At 72.1% G+C, this 15,949-nt stretch carries 19 protein-coding genes; 8 read left to right on the top strand and 11 right to left on the bottom strand.

The window, feature by feature from the left end:
* Positions 1–21: 21 nt before the first annotated feature.
* From AH6_RS04665 to AH6_RS04675, 3 genes are read left to right on the top strand one after another with little or no spacing between them, the layout of a single operon-like run.
* On the top strand, positions 22–909 hold the full coding sequence (locus AH6_RS04665; RefSeq protein ID WP_067474063.1) for an SGNH/GDSL hydrolase family protein: 888 nt from the start codon (positions 22–24) through the stop codon (positions 907–909).
* The gene (locus tag AH6_RS04670; RefSeq protein ID WP_067474066.1) at positions 906–2,888 is read left to right on the top strand and encodes a hypothetical protein; all 1,983 of its coding nucleotides are present in this window, start codon (positions 906–908) and stop codon (positions 2,886–2,888) included. The genes AH6_RS04665 and AH6_RS04670 overlap by 4 nt, the downstream gene beginning before the upstream one ends.
* A gap of 24 nt (positions 2,889–2,912) precedes the next feature.
* The gene (locus AH6_RS04675) at positions 2,913–3,959 is read left to right on the top strand and encodes a tyrosine-protein phosphatase (RefSeq protein WP_067474069.1); all 1,047 of its coding nucleotides are present in this window, start codon (positions 2,913–2,915) and stop codon (positions 3,957–3,959) included.
* Positions 3,960–4,007: 48 nt separating this feature from the next.
* Here AH6_RS04675 and AH6_RS04680 read toward each other — a convergent pair whose 3' ends face one another.
* The 3 genes from AH6_RS04680 to AH6_RS04690 are packed head-to-tail and all read right to left on the bottom strand — an operon-like array spanning position 4,008 to position 6,885.
* Entirely contained in the window at positions 4,008–4,706 is a 699-nt protein-coding gene (locus AH6_RS04680; RefSeq protein WP_067474072.1) for a beta/alpha barrel domain-containing protein, read from the bottom strand.
* Between the two features lie 47 nt (positions 4,707–4,753).
* Entirely contained in the window at positions 4,754–5,731 is a 978-nt protein-coding gene (gene pdxA / locus AH6_RS04685) for a 4-hydroxythreonine-4-phosphate dehydrogenase PdxA (protein ID WP_067474075.1), read from the bottom strand.
* The gene (locus tag AH6_RS04690) at positions 5,719–6,885 is read right to left on the bottom strand and encodes a four-carbon acid sugar kinase family protein (protein ID WP_067474078.1); all 1,167 of its coding nucleotides are present in this window, start codon (positions 6,883–6,885) and stop codon (positions 5,719–5,721) included. The genes pdxA and AH6_RS04690 overlap by 13 nt, the downstream gene beginning before the upstream one ends.
* 157 nt (positions 6,886–7,042) lie before the next feature.
* Between AH6_RS04690 and AH6_RS04695 the strand changes: the two genes are divergently transcribed.
* On the top strand, positions 7,043–7,924 hold the full coding sequence (locus AH6_RS04695) for a LysR substrate-binding domain-containing protein (RefSeq protein ID WP_067474081.1): 882 nt from the start codon (positions 7,043–7,045) through the stop codon (positions 7,922–7,924).
* 62 nt (positions 7,925–7,986) lie between these two features.
* On the top strand, positions 7,987–8,154 hold the full coding sequence (locus AH6_RS43415) for a hypothetical protein (RefSeq protein WP_157431266.1): 168 nt from the start codon (positions 7,987–7,989) through the stop codon (positions 8,152–8,154).
* A gap of 37 nt (positions 8,155–8,191) precedes the next feature.
* Here the strand turns inward: AH6_RS43415 and AH6_RS44540 are convergent, their stop codons facing one another.
* The 3 genes from AH6_RS44540 to AH6_RS04710 are packed head-to-tail and all read right to left on the bottom strand — an operon-like array spanning position 8,192 to position 10,181.
* On the bottom strand, positions 8,192–8,575 hold the full coding sequence (locus AH6_RS44540) for a nuclear transport factor 2 family protein (protein WP_067474084.1): 384 nt from the start codon (positions 8,573–8,575) through the stop codon (positions 8,192–8,194).
* Complete coding sequence (locus tag AH6_RS04705; RefSeq protein ID WP_067474087.1) at positions 8,572–8,985, bottom strand: hypothetical protein; 414 nt, start codon at positions 8,983–8,985, stop codon at positions 8,572–8,574. Before AH6_RS04705 ends, AH6_RS44540 begins: the two co-directional genes overlap by 4 nt.
* Before the next feature lie 38 nt (positions 8,986–9,023).
* A complete protein-coding gene (locus tag AH6_RS04710) occupies positions 9,024–10,181 on the bottom strand; it encodes a pyridoxal phosphate-dependent aminotransferase (RefSeq protein ID WP_067474090.1) in 1,158 nt (385 codons plus the stop codon).
* 56 nt (positions 10,182–10,237) lie between these two features.
* Between AH6_RS04710 and AH6_RS04715 the strand changes: the two genes are divergently transcribed.
* On the top strand, positions 10,238–10,783 hold the full coding sequence (locus tag AH6_RS04715) for a helix-turn-helix domain-containing protein (protein ID WP_083982220.1): 546 nt from the start codon (positions 10,238–10,240) through the stop codon (positions 10,781–10,783).
* A gap of 32 nt (positions 10,784–10,815) precedes the next feature.
* Here the strand turns inward: AH6_RS04715 and AH6_RS04720 are convergent, their stop codons facing one another.
* Together AH6_RS04720 and AH6_RS04725 are read right to left on the bottom strand one after the other, a co-directional pair.
* Positions 10,816–11,670 (bottom strand): NAD(P)H-binding protein, encoded by an 855-nt coding sequence (locus AH6_RS04720; RefSeq protein ID WP_067474096.1) that lies wholly within the window; start codon positions 11,668–11,670, stop codon positions 10,816–10,818.
* Positions 11,671–11,708: 38 nt separating this feature from the next.
* Positions 11,709–12,083 (bottom strand): VOC family protein, encoded by a 375-nt coding sequence (locus AH6_RS04725; protein WP_067474099.1) that lies wholly within the window; start codon positions 12,081–12,083, stop codon positions 11,709–11,711.
* A gap of 86 nt (positions 12,084–12,169) precedes the next feature.
* Here AH6_RS04725 and AH6_RS04730 point away from each other — a divergent pair, with 86 nt between their 5' ends.
* Both AH6_RS04730 and AH6_RS46505 read left to right on the top strand, forming a co-directional pair.
* Positions 12,170–12,634, top strand: a complete 465-nt coding sequence (locus tag AH6_RS04730; protein WP_067474102.1) for a MarR family winged helix-turn-helix transcriptional regulator — start codon at positions 12,170–12,172, stop codon at positions 12,632–12,634.
* A 121-nt stretch (positions 12,635–12,755) separates the two neighbouring features.
* Entirely contained in the window at positions 12,756–12,884 is a 129-nt protein-coding gene (locus AH6_RS46505) for a hypothetical protein (RefSeq protein WP_281180191.1), read from the top strand.
* Positions 12,885–12,954: 70 nt separating this feature from the next.
* Here the strand turns inward: AH6_RS46505 and AH6_RS45700 are convergent, their stop codons facing one another.
* The 3 genes from AH6_RS45700 to AH6_RS04745 are packed head-to-tail and all read right to left on the bottom strand — an operon-like array spanning position 12,955 to position 15,947.
* Positions 12,955–14,406: an ASCH domain-containing protein gene (locus AH6_RS45700; protein ID WP_245679180.1), complete on the bottom strand. Its 1,452-nt coding sequence runs from the start codon at positions 14,404–14,406 to the stop codon at positions 12,955–12,957.
* Between the two features lie 21 nt (positions 14,407–14,427).
* Complete coding sequence (locus AH6_RS04740) at positions 14,428–15,000, bottom strand: AAA family ATPase (RefSeq protein WP_067474107.1); 573 nt, start codon at positions 14,998–15,000, stop codon at positions 14,428–14,430.
* Between the two features lie 2 nt (positions 15,001–15,002).
* Entirely contained in the window at positions 15,003–15,947 is a 945-nt protein-coding gene (locus AH6_RS04745) for a hypothetical protein (RefSeq protein WP_067474110.1), read from the bottom strand.
* Positions 15,948–15,949 lie beyond the last annotated feature (2 nt).

Below are 15,949 nucleotides of genomic sequence, written 5' to 3' on the forward strand. Positions count from 1 at the left end.
ATCGCCCCCCAAGGAGGACCCGTGCCCCTCGCATCCCGCCCCCTGCTCCGCCGCTCCCTCCTCGCCCTCGTCCCCGCCGCCCTGGCCGCGCTGACGCTCACCCCGACGGCCCAGGCCGCCGCCGCGCCCGCCTACGTCGCGCTCGGCGACTCGATGGCGTCCGGCCCGCTCATCCCCGACATCACCGGCCCGGTCGCCTGCGGCCGCTCGACGCACAACTACCCGCACGAGCTCGCGTCCCGGCTGGGCGTCGCCGGGCTCAAGGACGTGACGTGCAGCGGCGCGGCCTCCAAGCACATGACCGAGCCGCAGAGCCTCAGCCTCCTCGGCCAGCCGGCGGGCACCGTTCCGCCGCAGCTCGACGCGCTCACCGCCGACACCCGGCTCGTCACCCTCACGATCGGCGGCAACGACGCCGGCCTCGTCGGCGTCGCGCAGAACTGCGTCAACCTGCTGCCCACCGGCACGCCCTGCAAGACCAAGTACGTGCAGGGCGGCGTCGACCAGATCGCCCAGCGCATCGACGCGTTCGAGCCCAAGCTCGGGGCCGTGCTCGACGGCGTCCGGCAGCGGTCGCCGCAGGCGCGCGTGGTCGTCACCGGCTACGGCCTCTACATCAAGCGCGGCGGATGCTGGCCCGCCGTGCCCGTCCTGCCGGTGGACGCCGACTGGCTCCAGGGCAGCGTCAACCGGATGAACGGCGTGATCGCGCGGCAGGCCGTCGCGCACAACATGACCTACATCGACCTGGTCACGCCGAGCGCGGGCCACGACGCCTGCCAGTCGCCGTCCGCCAAGTGGCTGGAGGGCTTCACGCCGACGTCGGTCGCCGCGCCGCTGCACCCGAACCGCCGGGGCGAGGAGAACTACGCCCGCATCATCGCCGAGCAGCTCCAGGCGGCCCGATGAGGGTCCGCGCCGTCCTGGTCGCGCTGCTCGCGGCGGCGGCCTCGGCCGTGGCGGTGCCGTCCGCCACGGCCGGGGCCGGGGTCCCGGCGGCGCACGTGTGCGATCCGGCCGACACGGCGGCGTGCATGGTGCCGTTCCCGAACGACTGGTTCACCGTGTCCGACCGCTCCACCGCGACCGGACGGCGCGTCAACCTGTCGCCGCTCGCCACGCCGCGGACCGGGGGAGTCGTCCCGATCGACCCCGCGCAGTGGAACCGCAGCGACGGGTTCTCCCCGGGCTCGGCGCTGCTGACCCGTGTCCCGGGCCTGGACCTGGCCCGGACGGGCGCGGCCCCGATCACCGACATGGCCCGCTCGCTCGCCCCGGATGCGCCGATCGTCCTGATGGACGCCCGCACCGGCGAACGCTGGCCGTACTTCGCGGAACTCGACGCCAACGCGCCCGAGTCGCGACGGCTGCTCCTGGTGCGTCCCGCTCGCAATTTCCGTGAGGGCCACCGCTACCTGGTGCTGCTGCGCGGCCTCAAGGACAAGGACGGGCGCACCCTCCAGGCGACGTCCGCCGTCCAGCGCATGCTGTCGGGCCACCCGATCGGCAGCACGGAGAAGGAGCGCGGCGCGGCACTCCGCCACACGGTGCGCGAGCTGAACGGGCATCGCGTCTCCACGTCCGGGCTCTACCTGGCGTGGGACTTCACCGTCGCGTCCACCCGGAACCTCGCCGAGCGCGCCGTTCACATGCGGGACGACGCCTTCCGCAAGCTCGGCACGAAGGCCCCGGCGTTCACCGTCGGCAAGGTCACCGACTTCACCGCCGACCAGGACCCCTACCTGGCCCGGCGCATCGAAGGCACCGTTGACGTGCCGAGCTACCTCGACCAGCCAGGCGGCCCGCCCGGTTCGTCGCTGCGCTACGGGCGCGGCGGCCTCCCCGAGCAACTCCCCGGCAACGTCCAGAAGGCGAACTTCCGCTGCAACGTCCCGCGCAGCGCGCTCGCCCAGCCCGCGCAGCCGGTGCTGTACGGGCACGGGCTCATGGGCCGCGCCGCCGAGATCGACGGCGAGAAGCTGCGGCGCGCCTCCCAGCAGCACAACCTGATGTTGTGCGCCACCGACTGGATCGGGATGTCGGAGGGCGACATCACCAACGTCGCCAGCGTCCTGCTGAACATCTCCCGCTTCAACACCGTGCCCGACCGGCAGCAGCAGAGCTACCTGAACTTCCTGTTCCTCGGCCGCGAACTGATCCACCCCAAGGGCTTCACCGGCGACGCCGCGTTCCGCTCGCCGGACGGCCGCCCGCTCATCGGCGACGGCCTGGCGTACGCGGGCGCGAGCCAGGGCGGCATCCAGGGGACGGCGCTGACCGCGCTCGCGACCGACTTCCGGCGATCCGCCCTGATCGTCCCCGGCATCAACTACAGCACGATGCTGAACCGCAGCGTCGACTTCACCCAGTACGAGCAGATCCTCAACGTCAGCCACCCGGACAAGCTCGAACAGCAGCTCGTCCTCAACCTGATCCAGATGCTCTGGGACCGGGGCGAGGGCAACGGCTACGCCGCGCACGTCACCCGCGACCCGCTGCCCGGCACGCCGACGCACCGCGTCCTGCTCCACGAGGCGTTCGGCGACCACCAGGTGGCCAACATCGCGACCGAGGTCATGGCGCGCACGCTCGGCGACGTCCCGGTGCGGCAACCCGCGCTCGCGCCCGGCCGCACACCCGACGTCACGCCGTTCTGGGGCCTGCGTCCGCTCACCCGCTTCCCGCACGCGGGCTCCGGCCTGGTGATCTGGGACAGCGGCACGCCCGCCCCGCCGATCACCAACACCCCCAACACCGCCGGGAAGGACCCGCACGGCGACTCGCGCGGATCAGCGGAGGCCATGGCGCAGCTCGCCGAGTTCCTGCGCACCGGCCGGATCGTCGACACCTGCGCCGGACAGCCCTGCACCATCCGCCCGCAAGGCTGACACCCCTGCCGAGGAGCAGCTCCCATGCGCACGACCATCGTTCTGACGACCACGCTCACCCTCCTGGCCCCCGCGTCCCCGGTGCTCACGCCCACCGCCCGCGCGGCGGTGACGGCCGGATCGGTCTTCACCGCCGCCACCGTCGCGCAGGCAGCCGACGGTTCGTACACGATCAGGTGGCAGGCCCCGGCCGCCGGGAACGTCACGGTCACCGCGACCACCGACGCGTCCGGCGGCGGGACGGCGCGCCCGGTCGGCTCGGGCGGCGAGACCGGCGCGCTCACCGCGACCGGCCTGCCGCCCGCCGCCCGCTGGTACTTCCGGCTCGTCCCGGCGAACGGCGGCCCGCTGGTCGTCGCCGACCGCTCGTTGCACCTGGCGCGCGCCCGCAACCTCCGCGACGTCGGCGGCTACCGGACGTCGGACGGCCGCTGGGTCCGCATGGGCGTGTTCTACCGCTCCAACAAGCTGAGCGACCTCGACTCGACCGACCTGGCGACGCTCGCCGCCAGCAAGGTCAAGCTCGTCGTGGACCTGCGCAACGGCCAGGAGCGCTGGGAGGCCCCGGACAAGTTGCCGCCGGGCGCGTCCTACAAGGTCGCGGACCTGATCGACCTCAGCAAGGGCCTGCCCACCGCGCCCGACCTGACCCTCGCCCTGCTGCTGGCGCTGCCCCGCCTGCTGTCCTCGTCCAAGGACGCCGAGCAGAACCTCGGCTACCGCCTCATGGTGAACGCGCCCAGCGCCCAGGCCGCCTACCGCGACCTGATCACCTCACTCGCCGCGCAACCCGAGTCGGCCCTGTTCCACTGCACGGCGGGCAAGGACCGCACCGGCTGGGCGGCGGCGGTGCTGCTGACGATCCTCGGCGTCGACCGCGCCACGATCTACAACGACTACCTGGCCAGCAACGTCTACTACGGCACCGACAGCGTGCGCGCCAACTGGCTGGACGCGGCGTTCGCCGAGGTCAACCGCTCCTTCGGCTCGTTCGACAACTACGTCCGCAGGGGGCTGGGCCTGTCGGACGCCACGATCGCCACGCTCAAGGCGCGCCTGCTGACGTCCTGACGAGCGTCGCTGCCGTCCTGACGTCCTGTGCGCCAGGACGGCAGCGACTCAAGGGCGCTGGTCGCCGCCGACGCCCGCCGGTTCCGCCGCGGCCCGGAGGATGGCGGTGAGCTGGTCGCGCACCGACGGCAGGTGCGGCGCGAAGGTGCCCGCCAGGGCGGCCGATCCCACGGTGAACGCGTCCACTCCGGCCTCGGCCAGCCGCCGCACCCGCGCGGCGTTGTTGATGTCACCGGCGACGACCAGGCGGCCGGACGTCGCCTCGCGGGCACTGCGCACCAGGTCCAGGGGAGCGGCGTCGGTGGCGCGGTAGGCCAGCAGGTCGACGCCCGCGCAGCCCGCCTCCTCGAAGCGGCGGCACTGGTCGGCCACCTGCTCGGGCGTGCCGCCCAGGCGGGTGGGGTGGCCGGTCGGGGTGCCGGGGAACGGCAGGTACTCGACCGGCGTGCCGTCGAGGAGCTCCAAGGTCTCGGTCACCCAGGTGCCGCCCATGAGGCAGTCCACGCCGAGGTCGACGGCCATGCGGGCCGAGTCGAGCGCGCGTTCCCGGTTGGTGCTGACGACCTCCAGGTAGCTGGTCGCGCCGGTGTCCTTGATGCGGCGGTGCAGGGTGGCGAGGGTGGCGGCGTCCACGCCGATGTCCTTGAAGCCGATGTGCTCCAGTCCCAGATCGGCGAACTCGTCGACCAGGGCCAGGCAGTCGCGCACGGTCTGGTCGTCGCGAGTGAGCATGAAGATGAAGTCCACGGGGTTCTCCTCGGGGGATGGCGAAGGCGGGGGCCGGGCGCGCGTGGTCAGCGCAGCCCGGCCAGCGCGCGGGCGTGTTCCAGGGCCGTGAGCAGGCTGGCGTGGTCGGCCACGCCCTTGCCCGCGATGTCGAAGGCGGTGCCGTGGTCGACGCTCGTGCGCACGAACGGCAGGCCGATGGTGATGTTGACGCCGCGCTCCAGGCCCAGGTACTTGACGGGGATGAGGCCCTGGTCGTGGTACTGCGCGATCACGGCGTCGAACTCGCCGGTGCGGGCGCGCAGGAACACCGTGTCGGCGGGCCACGGGCCGCTGGCGTCGATGCCCACCACGCGCGCTTCCTGGACGGCCGGGGCGATGATGTCCAGGTCCTCGCGGCCCATGAGGCCGTTCTCACCGGCGTGCGGGTTCAGTCCGGCGACGGCGATCCGGGGGGCGTCGATCCCGGAGCGGCGCAGCGCGTCGTAGGTGAGCCGGAGCGTCCGCGACACCGCCTCGGTGGTGACGGCGTCGATGGCGTCGCGCAGGGCTTGGTGGATGGTGACGAGCACGACGCGCAACTCGTCGTTGGCCATCATCATGGCGTAGTCGCCGGTGCCGCTGAGGTCGGCCAGGATCTCGGTGTGCCCGGGGTAGGGGAAGCCGCCGAGCCGCAGCGCCTCCTTGTTGATAGGGGCGGTGACCAGGGCGGCGACCTGGTTAGAGAGGGCGAGTTCGATGCCCTTGGCGACGTACTGGTAAGCCGCCCTTCCCGCCCGGCCGTCGACCTGGCCCCAGGGGAGGTCCTCCGGCAGGGACGTCTCGTCCAAGATCTGCGCGACCCCGATGGTGTCGGCGCAGTCCTGCGCCGAGGCGACGACGCGTATCGGCACGTCGAGCCCGCTGAGCGCGCGGGCGCGGGTGAGCACGCCCGCGTCGCCGATGATCAGGACGGGGACGTCGCAGCGTGGGTCGGCGACGAGCTTGAGGGCGATCTCCGGTCCGATACCGGCCGGATCGCCCATGGAGAGGGCTATGGGGCGCATGTGTCCTCCGCGGGGACGGATGTGGTGAGCAGGTCGTTGAGGCGGGCGAGGGTGTCGAGGTCGCCGAAGCCGCCCGCCTTGAGGGCGACGGGGAAGCGCCAGGGGTGATCGACCACGCCCAGCGGCACGCCGGGTTCGGGTTGCCCGACGAGCTGGACGGTGCTGACGGCGAGGGCGTCCAGGACGGTGCGGGCGGTCTCGCCGCCGGTGAGCACGAGGGCGTCGAAGGCGCGGCGGGCGGCGAGGCGGGAGACGGCGTCGGCCAGGGCCGCCGGTACCGAGCTTGCGGCAGGGTCTTGGGGGCCGTGCAGGAGGGCGGAGCCTCGGTCGTTCAGCGCGTGCTCGGTGCGTTCGGCGGCGTGGTCGTCGGTGATCGGGACGAGCGCGCCGGTGCCGAGTTCGCCGAGCCGCGCGGCCTGTTCCCGGCTGGCCGGGTGGAGGCTGCCGACGACGGTGAGCACGCGCGACCGGCTGGCGGGACGCAGCGCCGGTTCCGGGGTCTGGCCGGGTGCCAGATGGCGGGCCAGTGCTTCGGCCAACCCGGGGGAGCCGACCCAGAGCACTTCATGCGGCTGGGGGACGGCGGCGACGATCCTGTCGAGATCGTGATCGCTGACGGCGTCGGCGATGACGTACCGCGCCTGGCCGACCAGTTCGGCGAGCCGGTCGGGTCCGTCGGCCAGGACAGCGCCAGGGACGAGCCGGGTCAGGTCGGCGTCGCGGACGGGGTGGCCGGGGTCGCGGGCGAAGGCCGTCCGATGGACCGGGACGCCCGCCAAGTGCTGCACCCCGCCGACCGTGGTGCGGCCTTCGGCGGGGAAGGCGGGAGCGATGACGGCGGTGGTCCGGCCGCCGGCCGCCAGCGCGGCGGCGATCTCCGCCGCCAGGTGCCCGCGCACGGTCGAGTCCATGGTCTTGACCAGGACGTCCGCGCCTGCCAGCCGCCGGACCACCTCGGTGATGCGGGCGGCGGCGTCCGTCTCCGACCGGGTGCGGGTGTCGCAGTCCACGGCCGTGACCGCACCGGCCGGTGCCGTGACGGCGGTGCCGAGGCTGATGCGCGCGGGGAAGCCCGCCAGGTGGAACGGCGCGGCTCCGTCACCGGCGCTGGTCAGGTCGTCGGCCACGACGGCGACGCTGGGGAGCGGAGTCATGGGCGTCCGGCCGCGGTGGCGGCGGGGAAGGCTTCGGCCAGATTGATCTCGTACATCGCCGCTCTCTTGGAGACGTGTTACTTGAGATCAACCTATGGGGAGATCTGTCCAGGTAAAAGCGATAGTTCTGCATAGCATTCGTGATAATTTCTCACACATGTCTTGGAACGATCTGCCGCCGCTCGGGCCGCTGGTGGCGTTCGAGGCGACGATGCGGCACGGCAGCGTGAGCAAGGCCGCCGCGGAACTGCATCTCACCCACGGCGCGGTCAGCAGGCAGATCCAGCAGTTGGAGCGCGCGCTGGGCGTCGCCCTGTTCGAGCGGCGCAACCGGGCGGTGGTGCCGACGGCGGCGGCGCGGACGTTCGTCCAGAGCGTCGACGACGCCCTGAACCTGCTCAGTGCTGCCGCCCGGCAGGCGCGAGCGGCCACGCAGCCCGTCCCGCTGGTGTTGTCCTGCGAGCCGACACTGCTGATGCGCTGGCTGATCCCCCGGTTGCCCGCGCTGACCAGCGCCGTTCCGGGCCTGAACCTGCATCTGGTCGCGTCGGGCGGGCCGGTCGCCTTCGACCGGGAGAGCATCGACGTCGCGATCCGCCGCAACGACTTCGAGATCCCCGGCGACCTGACGACCTTCGAGCTGTTCGACGAGTGGGTCGGCCCCGTCTGCACACCCGAACTGGCACGCGGCCTGTCCGGCCCCGAAGACCTGGCGCACGTTCCCAGGCTGCACACCAGCACGCGGCCCTCAGCCTGGGCCGACTGGGCGGAGCACTACCCGACGCCCCTGCCGCCCGCGCCCGAGCAGACCTTCGAGCACTTCTACCTGAGCCTGCAAGCCGCAGCGAGCGGCCTGGGCGTGGCCATCGGCCCCCGGGCCCTGGTGCACGATGACCTGGAGGCCGGGCAGTTGACGGCCCCGTTCGGCTTCCGCCGCGACGGCAGCGCCTACCTGCTGATGACGCGGTTGCCCGCCGAGGACGACCGCGTGACCGCACTGGTGTCCTGGCTACGCGAACAGGCACGAACCGACGCCTGACGGAGGACGTCGACGCAAGTCATCCCTCGGGAGCCGCACGGGAGCGGGATGGCACAGCCCGCGTGCATGCCGGGGGCCGGCGGGACTTCGCCGAGGTCGTGGACGAGTCGCGCCCGCCCGCCGTTGATCGGCGGGCACTGCCCACCAGGCTGGCGATCATGATGGTGCTCAGGTCGCTGGTGCTGTTCGCGCTGGCCGCGGTCATCATGTACGCGCTGCGCGGCTCTTGAGCCGCGCAGCGCTCCAAGCGTCAGGTCCGGCGCGGTGTCAGGGCTTGATGGTCGTGCCCTGGGCCGACAGCAGACGCCATGTGCCGGAGGCGTCGGTGGCGAAGACGTGGGTGTAGCGGCTGCCCGCGCTGAACGTCGTCCCATCGGGGTTGTCGAAGGTCATGCTCGTTCGGCCGACGACCACACCGACGTCACCGACCCGGCGGACGATGGCCTCGTCGGGAAAGGACCCGATCGCCGGGAAGCGCAGGTCGCCGCTGGTGATCAGGGTGAGCAGGGCGGCCTTGTCGGCGACCGCGCCGTCCTCGACGCCCACCAGGACGAAGTCCTCGGCGAGCAGCTCCTGCAGCCGGGCGGTGTCGGCGTCCATCAGGGCCTGGAAGAAGGTCTGGTCGTGTTGCAGCAGGGTGTCGTGGTTCATAGGCGGCCCAGCGTAAGGGTTGACGCCGATGTCAAAGTCAAGCCCGACATGGCCCTCCGGGTCCTCCGCCGCCGGGATTTCGGGCCCCATGTGGTGGACGATGATTCCGACGCCCGCGCCCGGCGCTCCGGGGACCAGCCCGCGCCAGCGCCGAAGACCCAGGCCACGTGGCCGCCCGCATCCTCGAAGGGCACCGTGTGGCTGTCGAACTCCGCCACCAGACCGATGTCGTGCAGCAGTTCGGCGTCGAACGCGATGCCGTTGCCCTGGGCGTGGGCCGCCGCCCAGAGGTGGGCGCGGACGGAGTGGTTGAGCTGGGAGGGAGTGTGGTACGCCGTCGCCACCTTGAGAGCACCACGGTAGGCCGGGGCGCCGGGTGTCAGGAGATCGTCGAACCTGACGAGCGCCATCGTGTCCTCTTCGGACGGGTGCGGTCACAAAACTGTCGTCAGAGGGCCAGGCGGAAGCGGTCGCCGAGGGCGGTGAGGCGTTCGACGGGTTCGTTGGCGAAGACCATCCGCAGGTAGTGCTCGCCGCTCGGGCCCCAGCCGTCCATGGGGGTGGCCGCGATCTTCGCCCGGTCGAACAGGCGCCGGGACAGGTCGGCGGCGGTCAGTTCCAGGGGCCTGGTGTCGATGAGGAGTGACCAGCCGCCGTGCGGCCGGATGGCCGGGTAGCCGGCGAGCTGGTCCAGGACCGTTTCGCAGCGCCGCTGCCATTCGGCGGTGGCGGCGGCGACGTCGGCCTCGGCGTCGGGCGCGTCCAGCGCGGCGGCCACGGCCTGCTGCGCCAGGCCGACCTGGCAGACGACGTTGGTCAGGCCGACGAGGCGGATGTCGGCCATGATGGGGGCGGGCCCGACGACCCAGCCGACGCGCCAGCCGATGAGCCGCAGTTCCTTGGAGGCCGAACCGACGGTGATGGTGCGCCGGGCCAGTGCCTCGTGGGCGGCCGGGTGGCTGGGCGGGCGGCCGTCGAAGCGGAGGCGTTCCATGGCCGCGTCGTAGATCAGCCAGGCGTCGTGGCGCTCGCAGGCGTCGGCGAGGGCGGACCAGTGGCGCTCGTCCAGGACGAGGCCGGTCGGCATCGCCGGTCCCATCATCAGGACCGCCGCGGTGCCGGGTCCGACGGCGGCGGCGAGACGTTCGGGATCGACGGTCCAGCCGTCCGCGGTGTGCTCTGCGGGGACGAAGCGGGGGACGCCGCCCGCGAGCCGGACCCGGTTGACCAGCCCGGCGTAGATGGGATCGCACAGCACGACCTCCTGGCCGGGTTCCACGGTGGCCAGCAGCGTGTTGAGGATGCCGTTGAGCCCACCGGCCACGCTGACGCATTCGGTGTCGGGGTCGTATGAGCGCCCGGAGATGCGGCCAACGTGCGCCGTGGCGGCGGCCCGGAGCGAGCGGTGTCCCTGGAACGGCAGGTAGCTGTTGGCCGGGTCGGCGTCGACGGCGGCGTGCGTGGCGGCGAGGGCGACGGCGGGCGGCCGCAGGTCGGTGTCGAGGTTCTCCAGCCGCAGGAATTCCGGGTCGCCTGCGGCATCGGCCGCGTCACCGATGGCGTCCACCCCGATGCCCGGGATGTCGCGCAGTCGCGTCACCGTCATGTCGCCTCCACCGTTGGAACTTTTACTGGTACAGGCATACCACTATGCTGATACACATGGATCTTGCGCAAGTGGTGGGACGGAACGTGCACCGGCTCCGTACGGCGGCCGGAACCTCGTTGGCCGACCTGGCGGCCGCCAGCGACATCAGCAAGACCACGTTGCACGGCATCGAGCAGGGCCAGGGCAACCCGACCCTGAGCACCCTGTGGGCCCTGGCCACCGCGCTGAAGGCGTCCCTCGGCGAGCTGCTGGAACCGGCTGCCACGACGGTCGAAGTGGTGCGCGCCGGTGACAGCCGTCCGCAGGTCGAGGGCGACGCGGTGAGCGCGCGCCTCCTCCACCGCATCACGCTGCGCGGCACCGTGGAGGTCTACGACATCGCCATCGGCCAGAACGCCCAGCACTCCGACGCCCACCTGCCCGGCGTCGAGGAATGCCTCGTGCTGACCTCCGGACGCGCCACCGTCGGCCCCGCCGACTCCCTGACCGACCTGGCCGAAGGCGACTCCATCCGGTTCGACGCCGCCCGCCCCCACCAGTACCAGGGCCACGCCGCCCACAATCGCGCCGTCCTTCTCATGGTGCATCCCGACGGCTGAGGAGGGCACCGGCAGGACGGTTCGCCGGGCGGTCAGAGCCAGGTCTTCATGGTCTGGTCGAGCGGCTGGGTCGGGTGGCCGATGAGGCGGGCCAGGTCGCCGGGGGTGGGGGCCATGGCACCGTCGCGCAGGTCGGCGTTGAAGGTGACCAGGAAGTCGGCGGTGCCTTCGTCCAGGCCGAACGACAGGAGCTGCCGGCGTTCGGCCTCGGGGGTGAGGACCTGGTGGCGCACCGGGGTGCCGAGCAGTTCCTGCGCGGTGGTGGCGAACTCCTCGAACGACCAGGCGACATCGCCCGACAGCTCGTAGGCCTTGCCCTGGTGGCCGGGGGTGGTGAGCACGACGGCGGCGGCCTCGGCGAACTCTGCGCGTGGGGCGCTGGCGATGCGGCCGGGGCCGACGCTGTTGGCGACGACGCCGTGCTGGCGGGCGATGGTGAAGTCCTGCACGTGGTTTTCGGTGTACCAGCCGTTGCGCAGGAAGGTGGCGGGGACGCCGGAGGCGGTGACGAGTTCCTCGGTGGCCTTGTGGTCGGCGGCGAGCTTGAGGATCGTCGTCGGCGCGTGCAGGCCTGAGGTGTAGATCAGGTGCGGGACGCCCGCCCGGCGGGCGGCCTCGATGGCGTTGCCGTGCTGGGCCACACGACTGCCCTGGTCGCCGAAGGAGACCAGCAGCAGCCTGTCGACGCCGGTGAGGGAAGCGGCGGTGCCGACGACGTCGTCCAGGTCGACGGCGGCGGCGCGCAGGCCGCGCCGGGCGAGCGCGGCCAGGCGCTCGGTGTTGCGGCCGAGCGCGAGGACGTCGCCGGCGGGGACGCCGCGCTCGATGAGGGCGTCGATGGTGAGGCCGCCGAAGTTACCGGTGGCGCCGATGATCGCGATCGTCATGGGGTGCTGCTCTTCCTGGTCGGTTCGTGCGGGGCGGGTCAGCCGCCGTGGGCGGTGAGGGCGTAGCCCTCGGGCCCGGCGAAGGTGAACACGCGGCCGAAGGGGCCGTCCTGCGGCGGGGTGAGGATGGGGACGCCCGCGGCGGCGAGGCGGTCGTGCAGGGCCTGGGCGTTGTCGGTGGCGAGCCAGAGGGCGACGCCGAGGCCGGGCTGGCCGCTGTCCAGGTCGGTGCCGGGCAGGGGCTCGCGGACGGCGAGGGGGATGGGCCGGGTTTCGAAGACGACGGCGTGCGGGGGAGCGGCGGGGGAGCGGGTCAGGCCGAGGTGCTGCTCGAAGAAGGCGGCGGCGGCCTCGACGTCGCGGACCTGGAGGGCGAGGAAGTCGGGTCCGGTCACGGTGGCGGTGCTGGTCATGGCTGCTCCTGAGCTGGTTTGTTGATGTCAGGACTTTGACATACTCGACTGTAGGCGCAGCTCGTGGCCTATGTCAAAATGTTGACATGGAGCAGGAAGGGCGGCCCGAGCCGCCGCACGAGGCGAAAGACGTGACCGAGCACGTGGGCTACCGGCTGAAGCGGGCGGCCGCCGCGCTGCGCGGGGCGATGGACCAGGCGCTGCGCGAGCACGGGCTGACGGTGCCGCAGTATTCGTGCCTGGAGTTGCTGGACGAGCAGCCGGGGATCTCCGGTTCGGACCTGGCGCGCGGGACGTTCGTCACGCGCCAGTCCTCGGCGGTGGTGCTGCGCGGCCTGCAACAGGCCGGGCTGGTGACGCGCCCCACGACCGCCGAGCACGGCCGCGTGCTCCCGGTCCACCTCACCGACCAGGGCCTCGCCCGCCTGCGGGCCGCGCGGACGGCGGTGTACGAGGTGGAGCGGCAAATGATCGCCGCAGTCCCCGCCGCCCGCTTGGCGGCCCTGCTGACCGACCTCGACACGATGACGTCCGCCCTCGGCGAGGCCTGAGGCCGCCCGGAACGACGGCGGGCGTGCCGGACGTCATGATCGCTCGGCACGCTTCGCTCCGGAGCCCTGCTCACCGCTTCCGGAGACCAGGCGAACCTACGCCACCCTGTGGTCCGACGGCATGATCATCACTGGGGAGGGGTGGGACTGCGACTCCAACCCGTGCCGCGGTCCCGACTGGTACCTCGACATGGACGACGACCTCGAAGACGCCGAGGACGACGAGGGTCAGGGGGACGAAGGCGAGTAGATCCCGCCCCCGCCGGGCCCGCCGTGCCGATCTACGGCACAGCGGGCCCGGCGGGGGCGGATCCTTGTGCTCAGGGGATGGGGCCGGGGATGAGTTCGATCTCGATGGCCAGCACGCCCAAGGCTTCCTTCTCGGGGCCGTAGATGCGGCGGATGTTGGCCAGTTGCTGGTCACGGGGGCTGGTGGGGTTCACCCGCTCGGGTCCTTCGGTGTCGAGCATCTCCTCGAAGCTGCTGTAGCGGGCGACGCGTTTGACGCGGGTGAGGGCGTCGTCGCGGCCGCACACGAAGCGGATGTGGTCGCCGGCGGCGAGGTTGCGCAGGTTGGGGTACTGGACGCGAACCTCGATCGTCTTGGTTCCGGCGGCGACCAGGTCGAAGTAGCGGCGGTAGAGGTTCATCTCCCGGGCGCGGGGCGTGGTGGTGGCGGAGGGTCGGGCGGTCATGATCTTGTCCAGTTCGGCGGTGGTGTAGGAGCGGTAGAAGTGCTTGGGGTCGGCGAGCATCTTGCCCACCAGCCAGACCATGGCGTCGACGAAGTCGTCGGTGTCGCCCTCCCAGTCGGTGACGTCCAGCATCCAGGGGCGGGCGCCGGGCGGCGGCGCGACCCGGCCGTCCCTGATCAGCGACTTGGACAGTTTGGCGCCGGTGTCGGTCAGGACCATCGGGGTGAAGATCCGGGGCGGCGGGGCCAGGCCGGGCAGTTGGGCGAAAGCCTCGTCCACCAGTTGGCAGCCATAGGACCAGTCGCCGCCCTTGACCATCACCGACAGGGTGACGTGGTCGCGGACGGCCATCCGCTCTTTGACCAGGTTGCGGTAGAGGGTGGCCAGGTCCAGGTAGGCGCTGGTGTCGGCGGTGACGACGACCTCGTAGTCGCCGTGGTCGGTGCACACCGCAGCGAAGTCCGCGCCGCCCGACCCGGTGCGGATCAGCCTTGTGCGCTCGGCGCGTTTCTCGGTCCACCCGCACTGCGGGCAGGGCAGGCGCACATGGACCTGGCCGTGGGAGGGCGCCAGCGGCCAGCGGATCTGGTCCAGGCGTCCCAGGGTGGCCAGGAACTCGTGCCGGAACGCGGGGTCGGCCTGCTGGGCGGTGTAGGTCTCGATCTCGTAGTCGACGCCGGTGGCGTCGGCCAGGGAGTCGAACATCGCCCGGTAGTACTTGCCGAGCAGGTCCTCCACCCCGTCCGAGCCGAGGGCGTGGAAGTAGGTCTGCTGGTAGGCGTGGTGGGTCTCGGGGTCGAGCTGGATGTCGTAGGGGGCGTTGTCCAGCGCCCCGAACCGGACGATGGTGTCGACGCCGAAGGCGCGCTTGGTCTGCTTGGCCAGCAGGAACGCCGCCGTCTGCACCAGTGAGGTGCCCAGGTGGGGCGCGCCGTTGATCTGGGTGCCGACGCAGAACGCGACCCGGTCGGGGTTGGTGGCCTGCAGCCGGGGGCGGACCATGTCCACGCTGCGCAGCATCGCGTTGGCCAGGACGTTGTTCGGGCTGACGATCTCCAAGCGGTTGGTGCCGTTCATCGAAGGATCGGTCCCTTCCGGTCAGCTGGCGGGGACGGGGAGTTGGGCGCAGATGAAGTCGATGCGGCGGCGCGGCTCGTCGGCCGGCACGAAGATCGGCTTGTAGCCGGCGTCGTAGTAGCCCTGCACGATCAGTTCGTGGACGCGGCGGATCTCGCGTTCCTTGGCCCACACCAGGTCGTCTTCGGAGTCGAAGTCGTCCAGGGCGTCCAGCACGAACACCGCGTCGTAGCGGTAGACCCTGGTGGCCTCCTCCAGTTCGGGGTAGGGGCGCAGGCCGAAGAAGGCGTCCCACCCGTACCCGTCGGGGATGCCGCGGTTGTAGAACCGCAGCCCCTGCTTGTGGTCGCAGAACTCGGCGACGAACGCCGCCAGTACGTCACGGGAGTACTCCTGCCGATCACCGACCTGCAGATGGCGGCCGAGCCGGTCACGGTGCTTGCGGTAGATCTCCCGCGCCGGTTCACCTTCTGTCGACGGGATCTCCATCTCGTGAAGCAGCCCGAACACCGCTTCCTTCCCTGAGGAGGGGCCGCCGGTGATGACGTACCGGCGCGGCGGCGTCGCCGGGTTGAGCAACTGGTCGAGGCTCATGCTTACGGTTCCTCCTGGTCGGGGCCGGTCCCGGAGGGGGCGCGGCCGGTCAGGGCCCATCGCCAGGTCGCGATGAGCCGAGGGCCGCCCTGGGCACAGGCCAGGACGGTCATGAAGTCGAGAAGGCTGGCCTCGGGGGCGGCGACCTCGATCAGGAGCAGTTCCTGGGCGGGCGTCAGCTCCGGAGTCCACCCTGCCGAGGCGGCGATCTGGGTCGGGCCGAGCGCCGGCCCCGCGTCGGCCGCCGAATGTAGGAGCACCTGTCCGTAGGCGGCCTGATACCGGGCCGTGGCGTGCAGGACCAGGGCGTGCCGCCACAACGCGCTCGCCGCCGCCGCGACCAGTTCGTCCTCAACTGCGTCCATGCTGACCAGTGCGGCGGTCCGCAGGAGCTCGGCACGCAGCAGGTACACCGCGCCCCACAAGGACGCCAGGGTTTGCTGGTGCTCGACCGCCTCCCAGGCGAACACGTCGGCGGGCAGGACCAAGGGCCGGTGAGCGGGGTGCAGGACCGGCGCGACCACCGCCGAGACGTCCCCGGCACGGCCGAGCTGTCCGACCAGCAGGCTCCAGATCTTCGGCTCGATCCGCTTGCGGAAATGGTGCAGCTCGTACCCGCTGGCCTTGGCGGCCGCCGCGCGCCGCACGGTCAGCCGCGCGCCCGCCGTCGACGGGTCGCTGCCCAGCAGCAGCCGGGCCGCGGGGGCGAGCTCGTGCTGCAGCCGGTCCACCTCCTCGCGCAGGGCCGCCTCCAGCGCGCGGGCCAGGCTGACACGGTCGCCCGGATCCAGGGCCCGGGAGCGAACGGCGGGCAGCGCCAGCAGATGCGGGCCCGCATGGTCGGCGTGGACCGGCAGCCCGTACCGCACGACCGCCCGCATCTCCTCCAACAGCTCCAGCAGCGGGCGCTCCTGCTGATCAGGCGGGGAGATCTTGGAAGGGGTCATGC

It is taken from the genome of Actinomadura hibisca NBRC 15177 (assembly GCF_001552635.1).
GTDB lineage: Bacteria > Actinomycetota > Actinomycetes > Streptosporangiales > Streptosporangiaceae > Spirillospora > Spirillospora hibisca.